This window comes from Capnocytophaga sp. FDAARGOS_737 (genome assembly GCF_009730375.1).
In the GTDB taxonomy this organism is placed as follows: domain Bacteria; phylum Bacteroidota; class Bacteroidia; order Flavobacteriales; family Flavobacteriaceae; genus Capnocytophaga; species Capnocytophaga leadbetteri.
In genome coordinates this window covers 712,748-731,994 of sequence record NZ_CP046316.1, presented here as the reverse complement: position 1 = coordinate 731,994, position 19,247 = coordinate 712,748, and the positions used below count along the sequence as shown (strand labels likewise).

20 protein-coding genes are annotated in these 19,247 nt (G+C 39.5%); 11 read left to right on the top strand and 9 right to left on the bottom strand.

What is annotated here, in order from left to right:
• Nucleotides 1-172: 172 nt before the first annotated feature.
• From FOC45_RS03160 to FOC45_RS03120, 9 genes are all read left to right on the top strand, one after another.
• A complete protein-coding gene (locus FOC45_RS03160; protein ID WP_034540035.1) occupies nt 173-727 on the top strand; it encodes an NAD(P)H-dependent oxidoreductase in 555 nt (184 codons plus the stop codon).
• Between the two features lie 62 nt (nt 728-789).
• Complete coding sequence (locus tag FOC45_RS03155) at nt 790-1,242, top strand: EVE domain-containing protein (protein ID WP_009392707.1); 453 nt, start codon at nt 790-792, stop codon at nt 1,240-1,242.
• The gene (locus FOC45_RS03150; RefSeq protein ID WP_034540029.1) at nt 1,217-1,666 is read left to right on the top strand and encodes a MarR family winged helix-turn-helix transcriptional regulator; all 450 of its coding nucleotides are present in this window, start codon (nt 1,217-1,219) and stop codon (nt 1,664-1,666) included. The genes FOC45_RS03155 and FOC45_RS03150 overlap by 26 nt, the downstream gene beginning before the upstream one ends.
• A gap of 266 nt (nt 1,667-1,932) precedes the next feature.
• Nucleotides 1,933-2,892 carry a transporter gene (locus FOC45_RS03145; protein ID WP_009392709.1) on the top strand — a complete coding sequence of 320 codons (960 nt, stop codon included), beginning with the start codon at nt 1,933-1,935 and terminating at the stop codon, nt 2,890-2,892.
• 328 nt (nt 2,893-3,220) lie between these two features.
• Nucleotides 3,221-3,544, top strand: a complete 324-nt coding sequence (locus FOC45_RS12100; protein WP_009392711.1) for a hypothetical protein — start codon at nt 3,221-3,223, stop codon at nt 3,542-3,544.
• A 101-nt stretch (nt 3,545-3,645) separates the two neighbouring features.
• Nucleotides 3,646-3,936 (top strand): DUF493 family protein, encoded by a 291-nt coding sequence (locus FOC45_RS03135; protein WP_009392712.1) that lies wholly within the window; start codon nt 3,646-3,648, stop codon nt 3,934-3,936.
• On the top strand, nt 3,933-4,613 hold the full coding sequence (locus tag FOC45_RS03130) for a DUF4290 domain-containing protein (protein WP_009392713.1): 681 nt from the start codon (nt 3,933-3,935) through the stop codon (nt 4,611-4,613). Before FOC45_RS03135 ends, FOC45_RS03130 begins: the two co-directional genes overlap by 4 nt.
• The gene (gene murA / locus FOC45_RS03125; protein WP_009392714.1) at nt 4,594-5,904 is read left to right on the top strand and encodes a UDP-N-acetylglucosamine 1-carboxyvinyltransferase; all 1,311 of its coding nucleotides are present in this window, start codon (nt 4,594-4,596) and stop codon (nt 5,902-5,904) included. The genes FOC45_RS03130 and murA overlap by 20 nt, the downstream gene beginning before the upstream one ends.
• Nucleotides 5,905-5,923: 19 nt before the next feature.
• Entirely contained in the window at nt 5,924-7,084 is a 1,161-nt protein-coding gene (locus FOC45_RS03120; protein WP_009392715.1) for a MalY/PatB family protein, read from the top strand.
• A 92-nt stretch (nt 7,085-7,176) separates the two neighbouring features.
• Here the strand turns inward: FOC45_RS03120 and FOC45_RS03115 are convergent, their stop codons facing one another.
• The 6 genes from FOC45_RS03115 to FOC45_RS03090 are packed head-to-tail and all read right to left on the bottom strand — an operon-like array spanning nt 7,177 to nt 13,219.
• On the bottom strand, nt 7,177-7,548 hold the full coding sequence (locus tag FOC45_RS03115; RefSeq protein ID WP_009392716.1) for a hypothetical protein: 372 nt from the start codon (nt 7,546-7,548) through the stop codon (nt 7,177-7,179).
• Entirely contained in the window at nt 7,545-8,417 is an 873-nt protein-coding gene (locus tag FOC45_RS03110) for a nucleoside phosphorylase (RefSeq protein WP_009392717.1), read from the bottom strand. Before FOC45_RS03110 ends, FOC45_RS03115 begins: the two co-directional genes overlap by 4 nt.
• A 13-nt stretch (nt 8,418-8,430) precedes the next feature.
• Complete coding sequence (locus tag FOC45_RS03105) at nt 8,431-10,893, bottom strand: ATP-binding protein (RefSeq protein WP_009392718.1); 2,463 nt, start codon at nt 10,891-10,893, stop codon at nt 8,431-8,433.
• Nucleotides 10,894-10,901: 8 nt separating this feature from the next.
• Nucleotides 10,902-11,963, bottom strand: a complete 1,062-nt coding sequence (serC, locus tag FOC45_RS03100) for a 3-phosphoserine/phosphohydroxythreonine transaminase (protein WP_009392719.1) — start codon at nt 11,961-11,963, stop codon at nt 10,902-10,904.
• Nucleotides 11,963-12,916, bottom strand: a complete 954-nt coding sequence (locus FOC45_RS03095; RefSeq protein WP_009392720.1) for a D-2-hydroxyacid dehydrogenase — start codon at nt 12,914-12,916, stop codon at nt 11,963-11,965. Before FOC45_RS03095 ends, serC begins: the two co-directional genes overlap by 1 nt.
• Before the next feature lie 21 nt (nt 12,917-12,937).
• A complete protein-coding gene (locus FOC45_RS03090) occupies nt 12,938-13,219 on the bottom strand; it encodes a GNAT family N-acetyltransferase (protein ID WP_009392721.1) in 282 nt (93 codons plus the stop codon).
• Nucleotides 13,220-13,428: 209 nt separating this feature from the next.
• Between FOC45_RS03090 and FOC45_RS03085 the strand changes: the two genes are divergently transcribed.
• Nucleotides 13,429-14,091, top strand: coding sequence for an alpha/beta fold hydrolase (locus FOC45_RS03085; RefSeq protein WP_009392722.1), 663 nt, complete (start codon nt 13,429-13,431; stop codon nt 14,089-14,091).
• On the opposite strand, the gene mraY is transcribed toward FOC45_RS03085, so the two are convergent.
• A complete protein-coding gene (mraY, locus tag FOC45_RS03080; RefSeq protein ID WP_009392723.1) occupies nt 14,092-15,345 on the bottom strand; it encodes a phospho-N-acetylmuramoyl-pentapeptide-transferase in 1,254 nt (417 codons plus the stop codon).
• A 119-nt stretch (nt 15,346-15,464) separates the two neighbouring features.
• Between mraY and FOC45_RS03075 the strand changes: the two genes are divergently transcribed.
• The gene (locus FOC45_RS03075) at nt 15,465-15,908 is read left to right on the top strand and encodes a thioesterase family protein (protein WP_009392724.1); all 444 of its coding nucleotides are present in this window, start codon (nt 15,465-15,467) and stop codon (nt 15,906-15,908) included.
• Between the two features lies 1 nt (nt 15,909).
• On the opposite strand, the gene FOC45_RS03070 is transcribed toward FOC45_RS03075, so the two are convergent.
• Both FOC45_RS03070 and FOC45_RS03065 read right to left on the bottom strand, forming a co-directional pair.
• Nucleotides 15,910-17,214, bottom strand: coding sequence for a phenylacetate--CoA ligase family protein (locus FOC45_RS03070; protein WP_009392726.1), 1,305 nt, complete (start codon nt 17,212-17,214; stop codon nt 15,910-15,912).
• Nucleotides 17,215-17,221: 7 nt separating this feature from the next.
• On the bottom strand, nt 17,222-19,225 hold the full coding sequence (locus FOC45_RS03065) for a DUF3857 domain-containing protein (RefSeq protein WP_009392727.1): 2,004 nt from the start codon (nt 19,223-19,225) through the stop codon (nt 17,222-17,224).
• Between the last annotated feature and the right edge of the window lie 22 nt (nt 19,226-19,247).

The following is a 19,247-nucleotide window of genomic DNA, read 5'->3' as shown; positions in this document are numbered from 1 at the left end:
TAAGGACAAAGATAATAATTAATTCAACTTGCTAACTTACCTATTAGTAAAAAAAGCTATCAGTAGGGGGATTTTCTATATCAATACCTTTAAAAATATTTATAAAATAACTTATAATAAGTTTGCTTATTATATAAATATATATTACCTTTGCGCCCAAATTACAAAATATATGAAAGTTTTAATTATCAATGGACATCCTACTATGGAGACGTCTAACGCCAATAAGGCTATTTTAGAAGAAGTAAAACGCTTGCTCCCTGAGGCTGAAGTAAGTAACTTGCAAGCTCTCTACCCTAACTATCAAATTGATGTAACTGCCGAACAAGCTAAACTTGTAAAAGCAGATGTAATAGTATGGCAATTCCCTGTGAATTGGTATTCGCTTCCTGCTTTACTAAAAAAATGGTTAGACAACGTATTTTCACACGGCTTTGCTTATGGTGACAATAAGCTGATGGGTAAGAAACTCATCCTTTCTTTCACCACCGGAGCACCTGAAGAGGCTTACCAACACGGTGGCGCACAGAACTATCCGTTTACCGATTTTCTCAACATTCACCGCCAAACTGCCAATCATTGCAAATTGCTATTCCAAGAGCCTGTCATCTCTTACGGAATGAAATATATTCCAGAGGTAATGCCCAAAGAAGCATTTACAACCTTGCAACAAAGAGCCAAAGAGCACGCCGCTCAATTGGTTGCAAAAATCAAAGAATTAAACTAAGTTTGCAATTGATAAAAATCGCCGTGTGGCAGTGTGTCACACGGTTTTTATTCTATTTATAAATGAAAAACAGACCTATCAAATATTGGATTGTAGTGGCAAGCAAAGACCACGTACAAATGGGCGTTGCGGGAGGCTTTGCCCAAGCCTGCCACGGAAAGGCACAGCCTTTGAAACGTATGCAGGAGGGAGACGGCATTCTCTATTACTCTTCCAAACGCTATTTCGGAAAAGAAGACAAATGCCAAGCCTTCACGGCTATTGGCAGAGTGAAAGACGAGGAAGTTTATGCCTTTCAGATGAGTGAAAATTTCTGTCCGTTTAGGAGAAATATTACTTTTGTAGACTGCGAAGAAACGCCCATAGCCGACCTTATCGAGCTATTGGACTTTATCCCCAACAAAAAGGCGTGGGGATATCCTTTTCGCTTTGGTATTTTGGAAATATCCGAGAACGATTTTAAACTTATAGCTTCTAAAATGTTACACAATGACCTCTCAGCATTCAATTTTTAGTTTAAGAGCCGAAGAAAGCTCAGGGCTTTTACTTTGGCAGGTAAGTATGTTATGGCAACGAGGAATCAAAAAAGTGTTGCAACCTTTCGACCTCACACACCCCCAGTTTGTACTCTTGGCGAGCGCACAGTGGTTAGCCCAACAAGGAAAGGAAATCACACAGGTATCTTTGGCAAATTTCACCAAGATAGACCCAATGACTACCTCGCAAGTGGTGCGCACTTTGCAGAGCAAAGACCTCATTACAAGGGAAGAACACAAGACCGACACCCGCGCCAAAGTAGTTGCTATCACCGATAAAGGTGCCGAACTCATCGCGCAAGCCGTCGCTAAGGTCGAGGCTTTCGACGATGAATTTTTCAGTATTTTGGCAACCGAACAGCCCTCGTTCAACGCTCAACTGCACAAACTTTTGATGAATTAGCAGAATCGTTTTGCTCCTTGCTATCCTTATGTATGGTTTTCATATAGGTATTAATGAAGTGAATGCTTTGAAGAAGATGTAATAAGGGCACAAAAATCCCTCCCCACTGGTAGCTTTTTCTATCAATGGAGAGGTTTTTTATTCATTTCTTGAATTTGTATACAAAATTCTGTGATTTGTATAACACTATATTAAAAAAACGCCGTACTTTTGCCCCCGTAAATCAGAGGAATATTACAAATGATGTACAGTTAAATTAGCAGGCTATGAAACTTCTTCAATTTATAAAAAGCTGGACGCTCCCCTTCTCTATGGGTATAGGAGCGTTAGCTTATTTGGTGTTTTATTACGTACCCGCGTTAGAGGAGGCATCGCAATGGTTTGCCCCTATATTCAACAGTATATTGCCGCTGTTTATGTTTCTCATTCTCTACGTAACTTTTTGCAAGGTAGATTTTAGGAAGATAGCCATCGTACCTTGGCACTGGTGGATGGTAGCAGTGCAATGCCTATTAGTAGGCATAGGCGTGGGGGCTATTCTCCTCTTTGGTATCGTAGGTAAGGAGCTGATTCTTTTGGAAAGTATATTGGCTTGCATTATAAGTCCGTGTGCTGCAGCGGCTGCCGTAGTAACCCTAAAACTCGGTGGTAATTTAGAGCAAATGACTACTTATACCTTTGTTTCTAATCTGCTCTGTGCCTTGCTTATTCCGCTATGCTTTCCGTTGATAGAACCCGCCTCGCAAATGACTTTCTGGAGTGCTTTTGTGCTAATAATGCAGAAAGTATGCTTAGTGTTGGTTGTACCAATGCTATTAGCGCTCCTCACCAAGAGCCTACCCCTACTCCATCGTTTTCACCAATGGCTCATACATATACCCGACCTTTCTTTTTACCTATGGGGTTGCTCGCTAATGATTGTAACAGGCACTACTCTGAAAAACATTTTTCACGCGCAAACCTCTATCAGCTTTTTGCTACTCATCGGTATTTCGGGCTTAGTAGTATGCCTATTGCAGTACGCCATAGGGCGACGTATAGGACGCTTTTTTTGCTCTTCGATAGAAGCGGGACAAGCTTTAGGGCAAAAGAACACCGCCTTTGCTATCTGGATAGCCGCTACCTACCTGCACCCTCTTTCTACAGTAGGGCCTGGTTGCTATATTTTATGGCAGAATATTATCAATTCTATAGAAATCTGGAAACGAGGAAAGTATGAAGCGTAAAACAATTAATAATTAACATAAGATTGTCAATTGTTAATTGTTTTGTACTTTTGCAGCCAAAACAAACATACTTTTCTACCAAAGCTATCTATGCCTGTTGCCAAGCCCATCAGCTTTTGCTCTTTATGGATGACGCGCGGCTGGGATCAGCCCTGAATGCACAAGACAATGGGAAGACCTTGCCCAATACACCGATGTTTTCTACATTGGGGCGACCAAAAATGGCGGCTTATTAGGCGAGGCAATCGTTATCAACAAGCCTACCCTACAAGAAGGATTTGAATATCATCTGAAGCAAAAAGGCACCCTTTTAGCCAAAGGAAGACTATTGGGCATACAGTTTCTGACGCTCTTTCAAAACGACCTATACAACACGCTCGCACGCTACGCCAATGAACGTTTGCAGACTATCAAAGAGGCATCTGCAGCAGCAGGATACCCTTTTTTGGCAGACACTACTACCAATCAGTCATTCCCTATTCTGCCTAACAAAAGCATTGATATATTAGCAGAAAAGTTTAAGTTTTACCGATGGAAGACCATTGATGAGGAACACACTGCTATACGGCTGATAACCTCGTGGGCTACCACCCCCGCGCAAGTAGCCGCCCTAACAGAAGCGATTGGTTCTCTCGCTGGTGCGAGTTTATAGTCCGTACCTACTAAGCTTTTCAAAATAATTCAAAACTCATCATTCAAAATTCAAAATTATTTCTTACCTTTGCCGTCTCACTTAATAACAAAGAAAACACGATGAAATCAGAACAAGAACTTGCTGAATTTTACGAACGACTTAAAAAAGAATTAGTAGAGACCTCTCTTTTCCCTACTAAATACCTATACAAATTCATAATTCCTGATGATGAAGCTAAATTAGTGCAACTAAAAGACGTTTTTAAAGAAACAAATGCTGAAATTAGTACGCGTCCGTCATCAAATGGCAAATATATAGGTGTTTCGGTAAGCCTAACCGTTAAAAATCCTGATGAAGTAATTAAATACTACAAAGAAGCTGGCAAAGTAGAAGGTATTTTATCATTATGACGACATTAGAATACAATACAGAGCGCCCTGCGCTACTCATACCTGAATACGGCAGGCATATACAGAAAATGATAGAGAAAGCAGTGCTCTTAGAAGACCGCAACGTGCGCAACCGCACTGCCCGTAGTATCGTAGCGGTGATGGGGAACCTATTTCCGCACCTACGCGATGTGCCTGACTTTCAGCACAAACTATGGGATCAGCTGTTTATAATGTCTGATTTTAAGTTAGATGTAGATTCGCCATACGAAAAGCCTACCCGCTCGACCTTGTACAAGCGTCCTGACCGGTTGCAATATCCGCAGGCACACCCTAAATACCGCTTTTATGGCAATGTGATTATCCGTATGATTGAAACCTGCTGCAAGTGGGAAAAAGGCGAACTGCGAGAGGCGCTAGAGTACTCTATAGCTAACCATATGAAAAAGAGCTTCTTAACGTGGAACAAAGAATCGGTAGATGATAGCGTAGTATTTGAACATTTATACGAACTCAGTGGGGGTGAGATAGATTTGCGACGCCGCAAAGAAGACTTGACTGATAGCCAGTCGCTTATACGTACAAAGATGAATCTGACTAAGCGTATTCCTACTACTCCCCCCCACTACGGACAAGGACAACAAAAGAAAGGATTTACTAATTATAAAAAGAATAACAATGGGCGTTTTCAAAATTGAAGGAGGGCATACTCTTAAGGGTGAAATCACTCCACAAGGAGCTAAAAATGAGGCTTTGCAGGTGCTTTGTGCTGTACTGCTGACCGACCAGAAGGTTACTATTCACAATATTCCTGATATTTTAGATGTAAACAAGCTCATTTCGCTACTCGAGAACTTAGGAGTAAAAATTCAAAAGCTCGGTAAGGGCTCTTATTCATTTCAGGCAGACGAGATAAACCTCGACTATCTGAAATCGGAGGCTTTTTATCACGAAGGACAAGCCTTAAGAGGGTCGATACTAATAGTAGGTCCTCTCCTTACGCGCTTTGGGGTAGGCTATATGCCTAAACCAGGGGGCGATAAGATAGGTAGACGCCGCCTTGACACCCATTTTGATGGCTTTATAAAACTCGGAGCACACTTTGAGTATGACGAAAGTAACTTCACTTATAGCGTGGTAGCTGAACGGCTAAAAGGTACTTATATGCTATTGGAAGAAGCATCAGTAACTGGTACCTCTAACGTTATTATGGCAGCTGTTTTGGCAGAAGGGAAAACCACAATCTACAATGCTGCTTGCGAACCCTACGTGCAACAGCTATGCCGTATGCTGAATGCTATGGGGGCTGATATTCAAGGTATTGGCTCTAACCTAATCACCATAAATGGCGTAACCCAATTGGGGGGCTGTAGCCATACTATCTTACCCGATATGATAGAAATAGGTAGCTGGATAGGCTTAGCGGCAATGACTCGCAGCGAAATTACTATCAAAAATGTAGGTTGGGAGCATCTGGGCATTATACCCACAATATTTCGCAAATTGGGTATTTCCTTTGAAAAAGTAAATGATGATATACACATACCTGCACACACGAATGGTTATGAGATACAAAACTATATTGATGGTTCGATACTCACTGTAGCTGATGCTCCTTGGCCTGGCTTTACCCCCGACTTACTTAGTATTATATTAGTGGTGGCTACCCAAGCAAGAGGTCAGGTACTTATACATCAGAAAATGTTTGAAAGCCGCTTGTTTTTCATCGATAAACTGATAGATATGGGGGCTAAAATTATACTCTGTGACCCCCATCGTGCTACCGTGATAGGTAACGATTTCAGGTCGCCTCTACGTGCTACACTGATGACCTCACCCGACATCAGAGCTGGTATTGCACTACTAATAGCTGCCCTTTCGGCTAAAGGAACTTCTACCATTTACAATATCGAACAAATAGACCGAGGCTACGAAAATATAGACGAAAGACTAAGAGCTCTTGGGGCTAATATAGTAAGGGTGAATTAACTATTGACAATTAATAACTATGTATAATTTTGACGAACTTATTTGTAGGAAAGACACCGATGCTCTAAAGTTAGAGGCATTGGCACCACGATGGGGCAGAACCGACCTCCTACCTATGTGGGTAGCCGATATGGATTTCAAAACCCCTGACTTTATAGTAGAGGCAATGCGCAAACGTATGGAGTGCGAAATTTTCGGTTATACCTCAAAACCTGATAGCTGGTATGAGGCTATTATGAATTGGCAAGCACATCGCCACCAGTGGACGATTAGCAAAGAAATGATTTCCTTTGTACCAGGGGTAGTACCCGCCTTAGCAATGGCTGTGGAAGCCTTCACAGAGCGGGGCGAAAAGGTGATGATTCAGCAGCCTGTATACAACCCTTTTGCTCAGGTAATACGCAACAATCATCGCGAGTTAGTAAACTGTCCTTTAATACTCAGAGATGGACAGTACCATATTGATTTTGATGTTTTTGAAGAGAAAATTAAAGGTTGTAAGTTGTTCTTATTCTGCCACCCCCACAACCCTGGTGGACGTGTTTGGACGCGCGAAGAACTCGAAAAAGTAGCAGCTATCTGCGCTGCCCATAAGGTAGTAGTGGTAGCTGATGAAATACACGCCGACCTGACTTTGGCACCATATAAGCATATACCTTTTGCAAGTATTAACGAGCAAGCTCGTGATATTTCGGTAGTATTTGCCTCTCCCAGCAAAGCTTTTAATATGGCAGGCTTAGCTACCTCATATGCTGTGATTGCTAATCCTACTTTAAGAAGACGTTTTGAGAGCTATGTAGAAGGAAATGAGTTGGCAGCAGGTAATGTATTTGCTTTCAATACGGTAGTAGCTACCTATACAAAAGGAGAAGAATGGCTACAGCAGATGCTCAGCTATGTACAAGGCAATATTGATTATTTAGTAGATTATCTGCAAGAACACTTACCACAACTAAAAGTAATAGTACCACAAGCCTCTTACTTAGTATTTATTGATTTTAAAGCTTTAAGGCTTAGCCAGAAAGAATTGGTAGCCCTCTGTACTAACCAAGCACACTTAGCTCTTAATGACGGAGCTATTTACGGTAAAGAAGGCACAGGCTATATGCGTATCAACTTAGCTTGCCCGCGCAGTATAGTAGCACAAGCCTTAGCTCAGCTAAAAGAAGCTATAGGATAAAAAAAGAATATCTTACAAAATAAAGGCAGCCCAAAAAGTTTAGTTTAAACTTTTTGGGCTGCCTTTTTTATTAATATCAGTACTAAAACTCCTTACTCTATCTCTATTACTCCCTTAAAGTTCAGCCGATAAGGTTCGTCTTTATAAATCGGGAAGCTCTCATCCTGAGTATTAGTTAGTCCCACACCAGCATATAGTGTGCGAGCATTATGTTTTTCAGCGTGCTTACGCACTATTTCCATAAACACCACATCGTATTGCTGAGGGTCTTCTCCGTAAGGTACGGCTCGTACTATCACAAAATACTTCTGATTGTTTTTATCCACACACACAAACTGAGGGTCGCGCTTCAACTCACTGTTTACCAACAGAAATTCCCATTGTAGTTCATCGCGCAAAGCATTACCTACAATGTTCATTGCTAAATTATGGAGTTCTTGTCCTGTTAAGGGTGCTTTTTTCATTTCTTCGCCAATTGTTCCAAACCATACACTATCAGATTTTCTACTACTTTTTTAGTATCTTTAGTAAAAGTACCTGCTGCGCGATTAGCAATAATAGCATTAAGCGAAACAGCTTGATGTCCTAAAAGTTTAGAAAGTCCATAAATGGCTGAAGTCTCCATTTCAAGGTTCGTCATTCGGTACCCTTTATAGTTAAAACTATGCAATTTATCATTCAGGGTAGGGTCTTGCACTGGCAAGCGCAACATACGTCCTTGAGGACCATAAAACCCCGGTGCTGTACCCGTAATACCTTCAAATACTTTATCTGTTAAGAGTCGTTGCTTCAAAGTCTCTCCACAACCAACGATATAAGGTCTCCCTTTGTCAGTATTCCACTGGGTATGAGCCATAAAAGCCTCTTCCATAGCTATTTCTCGTACGTTAGGAGCATCTTTATAAGCGTGCAGCATATTGTCCATTCCCAAACCGTGAGACGATAGTACAAAGCTATCTACCGGTATATCAGCTTGTAGCGACCCCGAAGTACCAAAACGCACAATATTGAGCGAAGTAAGCTGCTCTTTAGGCTTACGAGTATGCAAATCAATATTAAAGAGGGCATCAAGCTCATTGATAACAATATCTATATTATCAGGCCCTATCCCTGTAGAAAGCGCAGTTAAGCGCTTACCTTTGTAAGTACCTGTATGGGTACAAAACTCACGCTTCTGAGTGCTAAATTCTATCGTATCAAAATAAGCACTCACACGGGGTACACGGTTAGGGTCTCCCACCAATATAATAGTATCGGCTACTTGTTCGGGTCGTAAATTCAGGTGGTAAATACTACCATCCGGATTCAAAATAAGTTCTGATTCTTTTATCATAATTCAATCTTCGTTATAAGTTCCCTCCTGAAAAGGAACTCAAATAATTCTCAATAATAGGTCTACAATCTTCTTTAAAGAAGTGGGTCAAATTCTTTATTTTCTCTTCTAAGTCTTCAGGTACTTCTTTATCTACTTTGTTTAGCACTATCAGTATTTCCGATTCTCGCTGAGCGTTTATCTGAGCAAACATACTAGTCATCTTATGAGCTATCGACTTAATTGTTGTGTAGTCTTGCATCTTAGCTGAGGCTTCGAGTTTCTGCAAATTTTCCTCTGTTTCACTCAAAAAATGCTTATAAATACCAACAATACCCTCTATGTCATCGCCCATAAAACTCTCTAATACCTCAGGAGTATACCCATTTGTATTATTATAAGGCATTACCATTATAGGTTTATGTTCTACTTCTGTATTAAGGTTAGGGAAGAAAACTTTAAGTTTCTCATAAAATTTCTCTGGGGTAAAAGGCTTTGGCAAAATACCCGAGAAACCACTTTTAGTATAAAAACTTTCAGGCACATCACGCCTACCGGTTATAGCCAATACAGGCAATGGTGCTACAGCGTACTTTTCGTTGAAAAGGGTAACAAAGTGAAACCCATTCATCTCTGGCAGCTGTATATCAGTAATAACCAAATCAAATTGCAGCTTTTCTAATGCTGAAAGCGCTTCCCTGCCATTGGTAAAAGTTATAGCGCCTATCTTCTTTTGTTTCAGCAGCTCTGTTATCAGCGACAAAATACTTTGGTCATCATCGATTACCACTATATTAATATCTTCTGCCCTTTTATCCGAAGTGATAATAGGGGTAGTTCGCGTGCGCTCCACCACTTTTTCTGCCAAAAAGCGCAGGGTAAAAGTACTTCCCTTGCCCTCTTCACTCTCTAAGTATATCTTACCATTCAGCAGACGTGCCAATTTTTGTGAAATATGCAATCCTAAACCAAAACCTCCATAGAATTTTGAAATTTCGTCATTAGCTTGCGTAAACTCATTAAAAATATGCTCCTGCTGCTCTTCCTTAATACCTATACCTGTATCGGTCACCGCCACGCCTATCTCATATATATCATCTTTATAAAGACGAGCGTCAGCTTCTATGTGTACAGTACCTTGTTCTGTAAATTTAAAAGCATTAGAAATCAGGTTGTAAAGTATCTGCTTCACCCTATAAGCATCGGTCGAAAAGTTTAAGTTATTCACTATATCCGAGAAAGCAAATGAAAGGGCTACCTCCTTGTTTTTATAAGCCGATTTCACGTTACTTGCTACCTCATCTATCACCTCCGGAAGGTTAAAAGGTATCTTCTCAATCACTACTTTTCCAGATTCTATACGAGTGTAATCCAATAGTTCATCTACTAATTTAGAAATATATTCTGAAGAGAATTTTATATGCGAAAGATAGTTTTTACCTTTTTCAGTGATGTCCAACTTACCTAATAATTCCGAGTAGCCTACTATCGAACTCAATGGCGTACGCAGGTCGTGACTCACCATAGAGATAAGCTGTTCTCTGTTTTTCAGTAGGTTGTTCGATTTGCGATTAGCAGCCTCTAACCTACGTCTGTAGCGTTGCGAGGTCACAAAATCATTAATAATAATAATACTCGAAATAGCAATGATGCCTAAAGCAATGAGAAACGACAATATTAATAGATTTTTGCTATTCTCAAAGATAGTTTTTCGCTCCTGACTGAGTTTTTGCGAGTTTATCAACACCTCTTCTTCAAAATTATGCAGCAAATCATCTAATTTTTTCGATACTTGCACATCATTTTGCCAGAGTTTATGCATTTTCTCATTTATAAGGCTCTTCGATTGCTGTGCTTCTTCATTTACTTTATTCAGAAGCGACAGCGTTTCCATCACAACCTTATCTATCTTATTGCTTTTCTTTATTTTCTCAAAGGTAGCAGGCACCTTTACACCTTTGTATTTTTTTAATATAGAAGCAATATCCGATGTAGAGGCATCGGATACTGCATTCTTCTTCTTATCAAAAAACTCATAGCCCAAATAAGGCTCTAAAGACGATAGTTTCCTAATAGCACTCCTAATAATGATAGAGGTACTATCACTCTCCTGAAACGCTTTTAGCTCTTGCAGGTTGTTGCTTTTCAGATTCAATAACGAACTGATAGTATCTAAGGTCAATAATTGTTTTTCAGAAGTAATATCTCTCCTAAATTTTAGCACTTCGTTTTGTAGGTAGACATTTTTCTCTAAAAATGTTTGCAATGCTTCCTTTTCATCACTTCTGATAGCTATACGTCCAGCATTTTCAGTCTCATTTACCATTGATAGAATTTTGCTTATTTGCACTATTTTATTCCTATCTTCTTGGTTTATCTTCTCTTGGTTCGATAGCTTTTTTATTTCCTTAAATACTATATATCCTGCCAATACCGATACACAGATGAGCAGTATATAGCTTACTATTACTTTTATCGTTATCTTACTGAGCTTCATTATCTATTCTAAGCAGTTCGTTCAAACTCTTTTAGCACCTCTACTAATACCTGCACACTCTCTATTGGCATCGCATTATAAATAGAAGCACGATACCCACCCACACTCCGATGTCCTTTCACACCACTGATGTTAGCCTCTTTGCAAAGGCTATCAAGGCGCACCTGAGTACTCTCATCTGTCAGGTTAAATACCACATTCATCAGAGAGCGGTCTTCCTTCTCAGCATAGCCCTTTAGCAACGGATTGCGGTCTATCTCAGCATATAGTAGGTCAGCTTTAGCTCGGTTGCTAACTTCCATAGCCTTAAGCCCTCCTTGAGCCTGTAGCCATTCCAATACCAATAGATTTACATATACGGCAAAAGTAGAAGGCGTATTATACATACTATCGTTTTTGATATGCAACTGATAGTCCATCATCGAAGGGAGTTTTCGGCTCACTTTGCCTAATATATCTTTTTTTATTAGTACTAAAGTCGAACCCGAAGCGCCTAAATTCTTCTGCGAACCCGCATATATAAGGTCAAACTTGCTATAATCCATCGGGCGTGAAAAAATATCCGAACTCATATCAGCTACCAAAGGCACTTTCGTATCCGGAATAGAATGATACTCCGTACCATAGATAGTGTTATTAGTGGTGATATGTAGATAATCTACCTCTGTAGGTACATTTATTTCTTTCGGAATATATTTATATCCTTCTGCCTTCGAGCTTGCCACTACGATAGCCTCGCCAAAAAGAGTCGCCTCTTTGTGAGCCTTATTTGCCCAAGTACCCGTATCTACATAGGCAGCCCTGCGTTCCAATAGGTTATAAGGCACCATCAGAAACTGCATACTCGCTCCTCCTTGTAAGAAAAGTGCTGTATATGTATCGTCTAAACCGGCTATTTCTAAAACCAAAGAGCGAGCGCGCTCTATTACGCGTACAAATTCTGCACTGCGATGCGATATTTCAGCTACCGATAAGTCAGTCCCTTCGAAGTCTAACAGAGCTCTCGAAGCTTTCTCAAATACTTCAGGAGCTAATATTGAAGGCCCCGCGCTAAAGTTGTGTTTTTTCATTATTCTTTGTGTTCTGCTTTGTATTTTACTATAAATTCTTCTACTTGTTGTTTGAGTATGCGCCATAGCTTATCCTGTGCGTGCTCACTTGCCCAAGCGATGTGAGGGGTATAAATCACACGAGGGTGATTAGCTATTTTTAGCAGAGGGTCGTCAGCTGCTGGAGGTTCTTTCTCAAATACATCAGCCGCAAAGCCCATTATTCTATTGCTTTCTATAGCTTCATAAACCGCTTGCGGGTCTACTACTGCCCCACGCGATATGTTTATTAACAACGGTTTCTTTCGCAATTTAGAGATAAACTCTTCATTCACTAAGTGCTTTGTTTCTGGGGTTAGAGGGCAGGTTATCGCTATTATATCACTCTGCGACAACACTTTGCCAAAGTCTGTATATTCTTCATTACGAGGGGCAACCCCTTGTCTCTCTGCCCATAACACACGCATACCAAAGGCTCTTGCTACTTTTGTTATCGATTTGCCTATGTTGCCTACTCCTATGATACCCAAGGTTTTACCGTGCAATTCCAATACAGCAGGCTCTGTCAAACAGAAACGACCATCTTTTTGCCAAGTACCATCAGCTACACTCTCGTGGTAAGTCTTCAAGGCACGCATAGCCGATAACAGCAACATAAAGAAGTGCTCTGTCACACTCTCTGTCGAGTAGCCCGCTACGTTCTTCACCTCAATTCCTAAGGCTTTCGCAGCCTCTCTATCGATATTATCCATACCTGTGGCAGTTAGGTGAATAAGTTTCAAATTAGGCAATTGTCTAAGGATAGCCTCATCTATTTTCACCTTGTTTACAATAGCAATGTCTGCCGGCTTCAGGCGCTGTACTATTTCATCAGGGGCAGTCTTCTGAAAAGCCACCCATTGGTTTACTCCCTTAGGAATATCAACATCTATACGCTCTGAGAGCGTGTTACGGTCTAAAAATACTGCTTTCATATAAATTTATTTTATATATTATCAAATTCTGATGCCAGCCGATAGCACCTCTTTGTACTCTTTGTTGCGTTTAAAAAAAGCAATAGCTGCCGGACATACCGGTACCACCTTATACTTTTTCTGCGATACAAGAGCCAGAACCCCTTTGAAAAATTCATCTACAAAGGCTTCATCAGCCGATTCGGGAAGTAAGGTCTTTGTAAAAAATATTTTACGCTCTTGAATTGAGTACTCTACAAAGGCGAGTTCCCCATTTTGCTTAGCCTGATATTGACGCGAAAATTCACTATCTGTTACTTCCATAGCAATATGTTTTTAGTTTTTTAATTAGTAATATGTATTATTCAAAAAATATCGTAACTTTGCCAAGCATTAGTTTTCACCGAACGATGAGCGAACGATGAGCGAACGATCACCGAAGGATGAGCGAACGATGAGCGAACAATCATCGAAGGATACTAATACTTAATCCGGTGCAAAGTTACTAATTTTTCGTAAAAAAGCAATAAGAAATGAATATAAAAGATAAGCCTACAATTTATTTAATGCCGGGAATGGCGGCAAGCCCTAAGATTTTCGAGCGGTTGCATTTCCCAAATGCCTACGACATTCACCTCCTCGACTGGATTATGCCTGAAGAAGATGAGTCCTTAGCGCATTATGCCAGTCGTTTAGCAAGTACAATTACGGCTCCTAATCCTATTCTTTTAGGCGTATCTTTTGGTGGAATTATAATGCAAGAAGTAGCTAAGCAAATAAATTATAAAAAAGTAGTGATTATATCGAGTGTGAAAACGCAATACGAACTCCCTAAGAAGATGCTATTGGCTCGTTATACTTACTTACACAAGTTATTACCTGTGAGAGCTATTAGCCATTTAGAGTTCTGGAAACGTTTTTCTTTTTCTGAAGCGATGAACAAACGTTTAACTTTATACGAAAAATATATCGGTTTACGTTCTCCCTCCTACCTCGATTGGTCTATTGACCGTATTGTCAATTGGCAACAAAAAGAGCCTTTACCCCGTACAATTCATATTCACGGCGATAAAGACCCTGTTTTTCCTATTCAGTATATAAAAAATGCCACCGTTATCCACGGTGGCACACATATTATGATTATCAATCGCTATAAATGGTTCAACGAACACCTTATCAATATGATTAACGACTAATTACCTAATCTTCAGTGTAACTATTGATATTACCGCCAAGAAAATCCCTACTATTAGAAAGCGCATTACTATTTTGCTTTCGTGATAGCCTCGTTTCTGATAGTGGTGGTGCAAAGGCGACATTAAGAATATTCTTCTTCCTTCCCCATATTTCTTTTTAGTGTATTTAAAATAAGCGACTTGCAGTATTACTGACAAGTTCTCGACCAAGAAAATACCACAAAGAACTGGTATCAATAGCTCTTTTCGCACCGCAATAGCAATAACTGCTATGATACCGCCTATAGTCAAACTACCCGTATCACCCATAAATACTTGAGCAGGATAGGTATTATACCACAGAAAACCAACTAAAGCACCAGCAAAAGCTGCTATAAATACAGTCATCTCACCCACTCTGGGGATATACATTATATTCAGATATTCCGAAAAAATGATATTCCCCGACACCCAAGCAAAAATCCCTAAGGTGAGCACTATAATAGCCGAGCTACCCGCTGCTAATCCATCAATACCATCAGTTAAGTTTGCTCCATTTGAGACTGCTGTTACTATCAGAATAACCAACGGAATAAATACTAACCACACATAGTGATGATAATTTTTGCCTGTCCAAGCTATTAGGTCTGCATAGTCAAACTCATTATTTTTCACAAAAGGAATAGTTGTCTTAGTCGATTTTATTTCTGGCACTACTACCTCATTAGTAGTATCTGCTATCTCACTGTTAGCAGTTGTTACCACTTCGGTACGCGTGCGCCCTATTCCTGTTTTTTCACTTTTTATAGTTACGGCATCGCTAAAATAGAGAGTTGCCCCCACTATTATACCAAGTCCCACTTGTCCTAATACTTTGAAACGCCCTTTGAGTCCCTCTTTATTTTTTCTAAATGTCTTGATATAATCATCTATAAAACCAATAGTACCCATCCATACAGTAGTGATAAGTAACAAAATAGTATAGACATTGTTTAGTTTAGCCAACAAAAGCACAGGTATAAGTGTAGCGAGAATAATAATAATCCCCCCCATAGTAGGCGTACCTGCTTTTTCATTTTGTCCACTAAGCCCTAAATCACGGACAGTTTCACCTATCTGTTTACGTTGTAAAAAGCTAATAATACGCTTACCGTAAATAGTAGAAATCAAGAGCGAAAGCAGCAGAGCCATTCCCGCCCTAAACGAAAGGTATTTATATAATCCCGACCCTGGGAAATCGTAATTTTCTAAGTTTTCTAATAGATGATATAGCATTATTTATGTCTTTTATTTTTATTTTAATGGCCGCAAAGATACAAAACTATTATTAATTTAATAGGTAGTTCTACTTTATTTATTACCTTTGCTGCTTAATTAGTATTTAGTTATCTAATATGCGAAAAGATTCTTATACACCTACAACCCTTACTGCCTCTGTCATTATTAGGGTGCGTTTTAGCGAAACTGATCCCTTGGGTATCGTCTGGCACGGCAATTATATTAAATATTTTGAAGAAGGAAGAGAGGCTTTCGGTCGAAAATACGGACTTTCATACCTTGATGTACAACGTGAAGGCTACGCTACCCCTATCGTAAAATCTCTTTGCGAACACAAAAAAATGGTGCAATACGGAGAGCAACTACGCGTAGAAACACACTATATGCTTACTTCTGTAGCCAAATTGGTCTTCCAATACTTCCTTTATAACGAAGCTGACGAATTAGTATGTATAGGCGAAACAGTACAAGTATTTACCTCGCTGGCTGATAATTCCCTCGCTCTTTACCCACCTCCTTTCTACGAGAAGTGGAAAAACAAAATGAAAGAACTTTTTTAAACTAACCTTTTCGTTTATCTACAAATTTCATTGGTTTTCTACTGCCCAATGGGTACAATTCTCGCTCTAACATAGCGATATCGCAATACTCTATTTTAGGCACGACTCTTATTTTAGCTCTAAAATGATTACTAATACGCTCTTTTAGAGCTTCTGTTGGGGTGTGTGTACCTATCCTGATAAGTATTTCATCAGTGAGTATGCTATTTGTACTTATTTCTATGATGTAATTCTCTATTTCTTCAAAATTAGTGAGCAAATCCATCAATACTGGTGGGTATAAAGTCGTTCCTTTATACTTTATCATCTGCTGTTTGCGCCCTAATACCGGACTTACCCGAGCTGTATTGCGCCCACAAGCACAAGTACCTGTATGCATCGTCACTATATCGCCAGTTCTAAAACGTACCAAGGGCATTGCTTCTACCCCCAATGTGGTGATAGTCAACTCTCCACTTTCGTTCTCTCCTACTCTATTACCTGCATCATCTAATACTTCAGTGATGATGAGCTCAGGATGATGATGCCCCCCTTGCTGGTATTCGCATTCTGTAAAAGTAGTGCTCATCTCTGTAGAGGCATAAGTAGAATAAAGTTTTATCCCTTTCCATTTCTCGGCTATTTTTTCAGCGAGAAGAGTATTACTAAAATCCTGATTTCTAAGAGACTCTCCTATACATACTACTCCTTTTACTGATGAGGCTTCATAGTCTATCCTATTTTTTTCGGCATAAGCTATCATTTTCAGCAAAAATGATGGCACAGCTATCAAATAGGTAGGTTCGTATAGTCTAATACTATCCCACTGTAACTCTGGTATCCCTGCCCCTACCCTTACGATGCTTGCTCCTAATTGGCGTACCCCTAAAAAGTAAGCTAGTCCTGCCATAAAACGCCTATCAATAGTAGTCATCAACTGCACTACATCTCCCTTTTTTATACCTGCACAAGCCAATGAAATAGCCTCATTATAGGCAAGACGATTCAAATCATTATCCGTCAGGCCAAAAGTAACAGGCGTACCAAGTGTACCCGAAGTAGAAGCGTAATCTACAATAGCTGATTTAGGCACACATCTGAAAGCATCGTTATCACGTTGCAAATCATCTTTGCAGGTAGTAGGGAGCTTAGTCAGGTCAGAAAGTGTTTTAATAGCCGACACATTGATATTATGCTCCTTGAAAAGTCGTTTATAGAATGCCGAATGCTCATTTACATACGCTAACACTTCTTGCAACTTTTTCTCTTGCAAAGCTACTATATCAGCCTGCGATTGCTTCTCTATTTCTGGTACCCAATCTTTCATTTAAACTTTATTTAAAAAGTCTTTTAAGCGAGTTTAAAAATCCTTTCTCTACTACATCTATCCCAATACCAAAGTTGCTATCAGCCATTGTATGGTAGTCTTCGCGTACTGGCTCTAATTTGTCTAACGGAATCTCTATATTCATCAGCGGATTGTACTCTACTATCACTTTGCCCGAGTTTTTAGTAATAAACTTTTGGGTCTTATGAGTAAAATACTTGTTCTGTATGTCGCACTCTTGTATAGTGTACTTCTCTTTAGTATCAATATTTTCATCGGTTTGTAGGTAGATTTCATAGCGTTCGCTATCGAAATTATGCCAGAAGCTCACATCGCTGTGTTGGTGCTCTCTTATACTATTTTTCAGCACACTACCGTCAAAATACATAAGGAAACGTTTCCCTTGCGGGTCTACAAAATAAGGATTTTCTATAGTAGCCTCATATTTCACCGTCAATTCGTTTTCTACCTTATCGTCTTTCACTATTTGTAGGGTAGCATCTTTGAATATATCGCGAAAATCCTTGCCTTTACGGTCATTTGCGTAATTAAGAGCATAAAATAATGAGTTGTTCCAACTATCTAAACGCTCGTTTTTATTACTTGATTTGAAATAGCCTCGCATTGTATTAGCACGGTTGTATCGATAGGTAGTCAGTAGCTCTATTTTACCTTTATTTTCTTTCACTATCAAGCTAATCTTCTCATCTATGCAATAATCAGCAAAACGAATAGGCTTGCGTACTTGTAATTCTTGGTCAGGCAAAATTTCCATATAGAAACAGAAAGAGATAACAGCGCGTTTCTCTAATCGGCCAAACTCATTACGAGCGGTAGCATCTATAAAATACTCTTGCCCTTGATGGTTGATTTTCACCACTACGTGATTAAACGAGAGCAGCGAAGGTAAATAGTATTTTAGGTAGAAATCTACATTGTAATTCACTAATACTACTGATGAATCTACCCCCAAGTAGTTGAGTACGCACTTCAGCAATACGCATTTTGCCTTGCAGTCTCCTTGCTTATTTTGGTAAGTAACAGCAGGTTCTTGTGGTTTATGCCCATTCATCTCATCGGCATTGTACACATAGTAGATGTTATTTTGTACAAATTCTATAGCGTACTGCAGTTTTTCATCAAGGGTAGGCATAGCATCTAATTTAGCTACCAAATCTGGAGCAAAATCAGTAAGTTGAGCATTGAATACCCCTTCATACAAAGGATAAATATAGTTAGAGAGGTCTTTCCAATTGCTATCGGTAGCAAAATCTATAAAAGGGAATATCTCGCGATTAGGGTCTACAGGATTGATATAATCATTTTCAACGATTTCAAAAGTTTCTCCTTGTGCTAAGTACTTCACCTCACTAGGCAGCACATTTCTTTCTTCATCGCGGAAAAATACATTTTTATAAGCTACTCGTTTATCTCTGTTATTGATAAGTTTAAAGTGGTATCTACCATAAGCCCAATAAGTATCTGGGGTTACATAGATATATTTCATAAAGTCGCGACGCAAAAACTCTTTTTCGGTAAACACTTTTTCTTTAGTGTCTTCCAAAATGAGAATATCATCTAAATGAAGGTCTTTTATAGAAAAATTGAGCTTTTTAGAACTGCTGATAACACCTCTGTTACTCTGATTTTCGTTATCGAGCACTTTTATGGTAGTATCAGGAGTTTTATCTATAAGTTCACCATTGCGGTACACACTGATACGGTGGATATTAAAAAATTCATTCTCTTCTAATATCATATCATACATCGAGGCACGCTCTAAGTTCTCTGGTTGCGTAAGCGTATAAGCCATAAAGGTATAATCGGAGGTACTATCAATGTCTATTTTACTGTATTTATGCAAGAAATAGCAGTAGTCGCGCCCCTCATCGGTTTGCTCTCGCGAGAAGTCGGTATCTACTAATAAAGCTATTATTTCAGTATCTGATAGGGTGTTTGCCCAATCAGGTGCTTGTATAAAGCGGTAAAGTTCTTTTTCTTCTGTTTGCACGTTCTTATTATATTTTTACAAA

Excerpts from the sequence above, each read along its gene's own strand:
- FOC45_RS03160 (WP_034540035.1), top strand. The coding sequence starts at position 173 with ATGAAAGTTTTAATTATCAATGGACATCCTACTATGGAGACGTCTAAC.
- FOC45_RS03155 (WP_009392707.1), top strand. The coding sequence starts at position 790 with ATGAAAAACAGACCTATCAAATATTGGATTGTAGTGGCAAGCAAAGAC.
- FOC45_RS03150 (WP_034540029.1), top strand. The coding sequence starts at position 1,217 with ATGACCTCTCAGCATTCAATTTTTAGTTTAAGAGCCGAAGAAAGCTCA.
- FOC45_RS03145 (WP_009392709.1), top strand. The coding sequence starts at position 1,933 with ATGAAACTTCTTCAATTTATAAAAAGCTGGACGCTCCCCTTCTCTATG.
- FOC45_RS03135 (WP_009392712.1), top strand. The coding sequence starts at position 3,646 with ATGAAATCAGAACAAGAACTTGCTGAATTTTACGAACGACTTAAAAAA.
- FOC45_RS03130 (WP_009392713.1), top strand. The coding sequence starts at position 3,933 with ATGACGACATTAGAATACAATACAGAGCGCCCTGCGCTACTCATACCT.
- murA (WP_009392714.1), top strand. The coding sequence starts at position 4,594 with ATGGGCGTTTTCAAAATTGAAGGAGGGCATACTCTTAAGGGTGAAATC.
- FOC45_RS03120 (WP_009392715.1), top strand. The coding sequence starts at position 5,924 with ATGTATAATTTTGACGAACTTATTTGTAGGAAAGACACCGATGCTCTA.
- FOC45_RS03115 (WP_009392716.1), bottom strand. The coding sequence starts at position 7,548 with ATGAAAAAAGCACCCTTAACAGGACAAGAACTCCATAATTTAGCAATG.
- FOC45_RS03110 (WP_009392717.1), bottom strand. The coding sequence starts at position 8,417 with ATGATAAAAGAATCAGAACTTATTTTGAATCCGGATGGTAGTATTTAC.
- FOC45_RS03105 (WP_009392718.1), bottom strand. The coding sequence starts at position 10,893 with ATGAAGCTCAGTAAGATAACGATAAAAGTAATAGTAAGCTATATACTG.
- serC (WP_009392719.1), bottom strand. The coding sequence starts at position 11,963 with ATGAAAAAACACAACTTTAGCGCGGGGCCTTCAATATTAGCTCCTGAA.
- FOC45_RS03095 (WP_009392720.1), bottom strand. The coding sequence starts at position 12,916 with ATGAAAGCAGTATTTTTAGACCGTAACACGCTCTCAGAGCGTATAGAT.
- FOC45_RS03090 (WP_009392721.1), bottom strand. The coding sequence starts at position 13,219 with ATGGAAGTAACAGATAGTGAATTTTCGCGTCAATATCAGGCTAAGCAA.
- FOC45_RS03085 (WP_009392722.1), top strand. The coding sequence starts at position 13,429 with ATGAATATAAAAGATAAGCCTACAATTTATTTAATGCCGGGAATGGCG.
- mraY (WP_009392723.1), bottom strand. The coding sequence starts at position 15,345 with ATGCTATATCATCTATTAGAAAACTTAGAAAATTACGATTTCCCAGGG.
- FOC45_RS03075 (WP_009392724.1), top strand. The coding sequence starts at position 15,465 with ATGCGAAAAGATTCTTATACACCTACAACCCTTACTGCCTCTGTCATT.
- FOC45_RS03070 (WP_009392726.1), bottom strand. The coding sequence starts at position 17,214 with ATGAAAGATTGGGTACCAGAAATAGAGAAGCAATCGCAGGCTGATATA.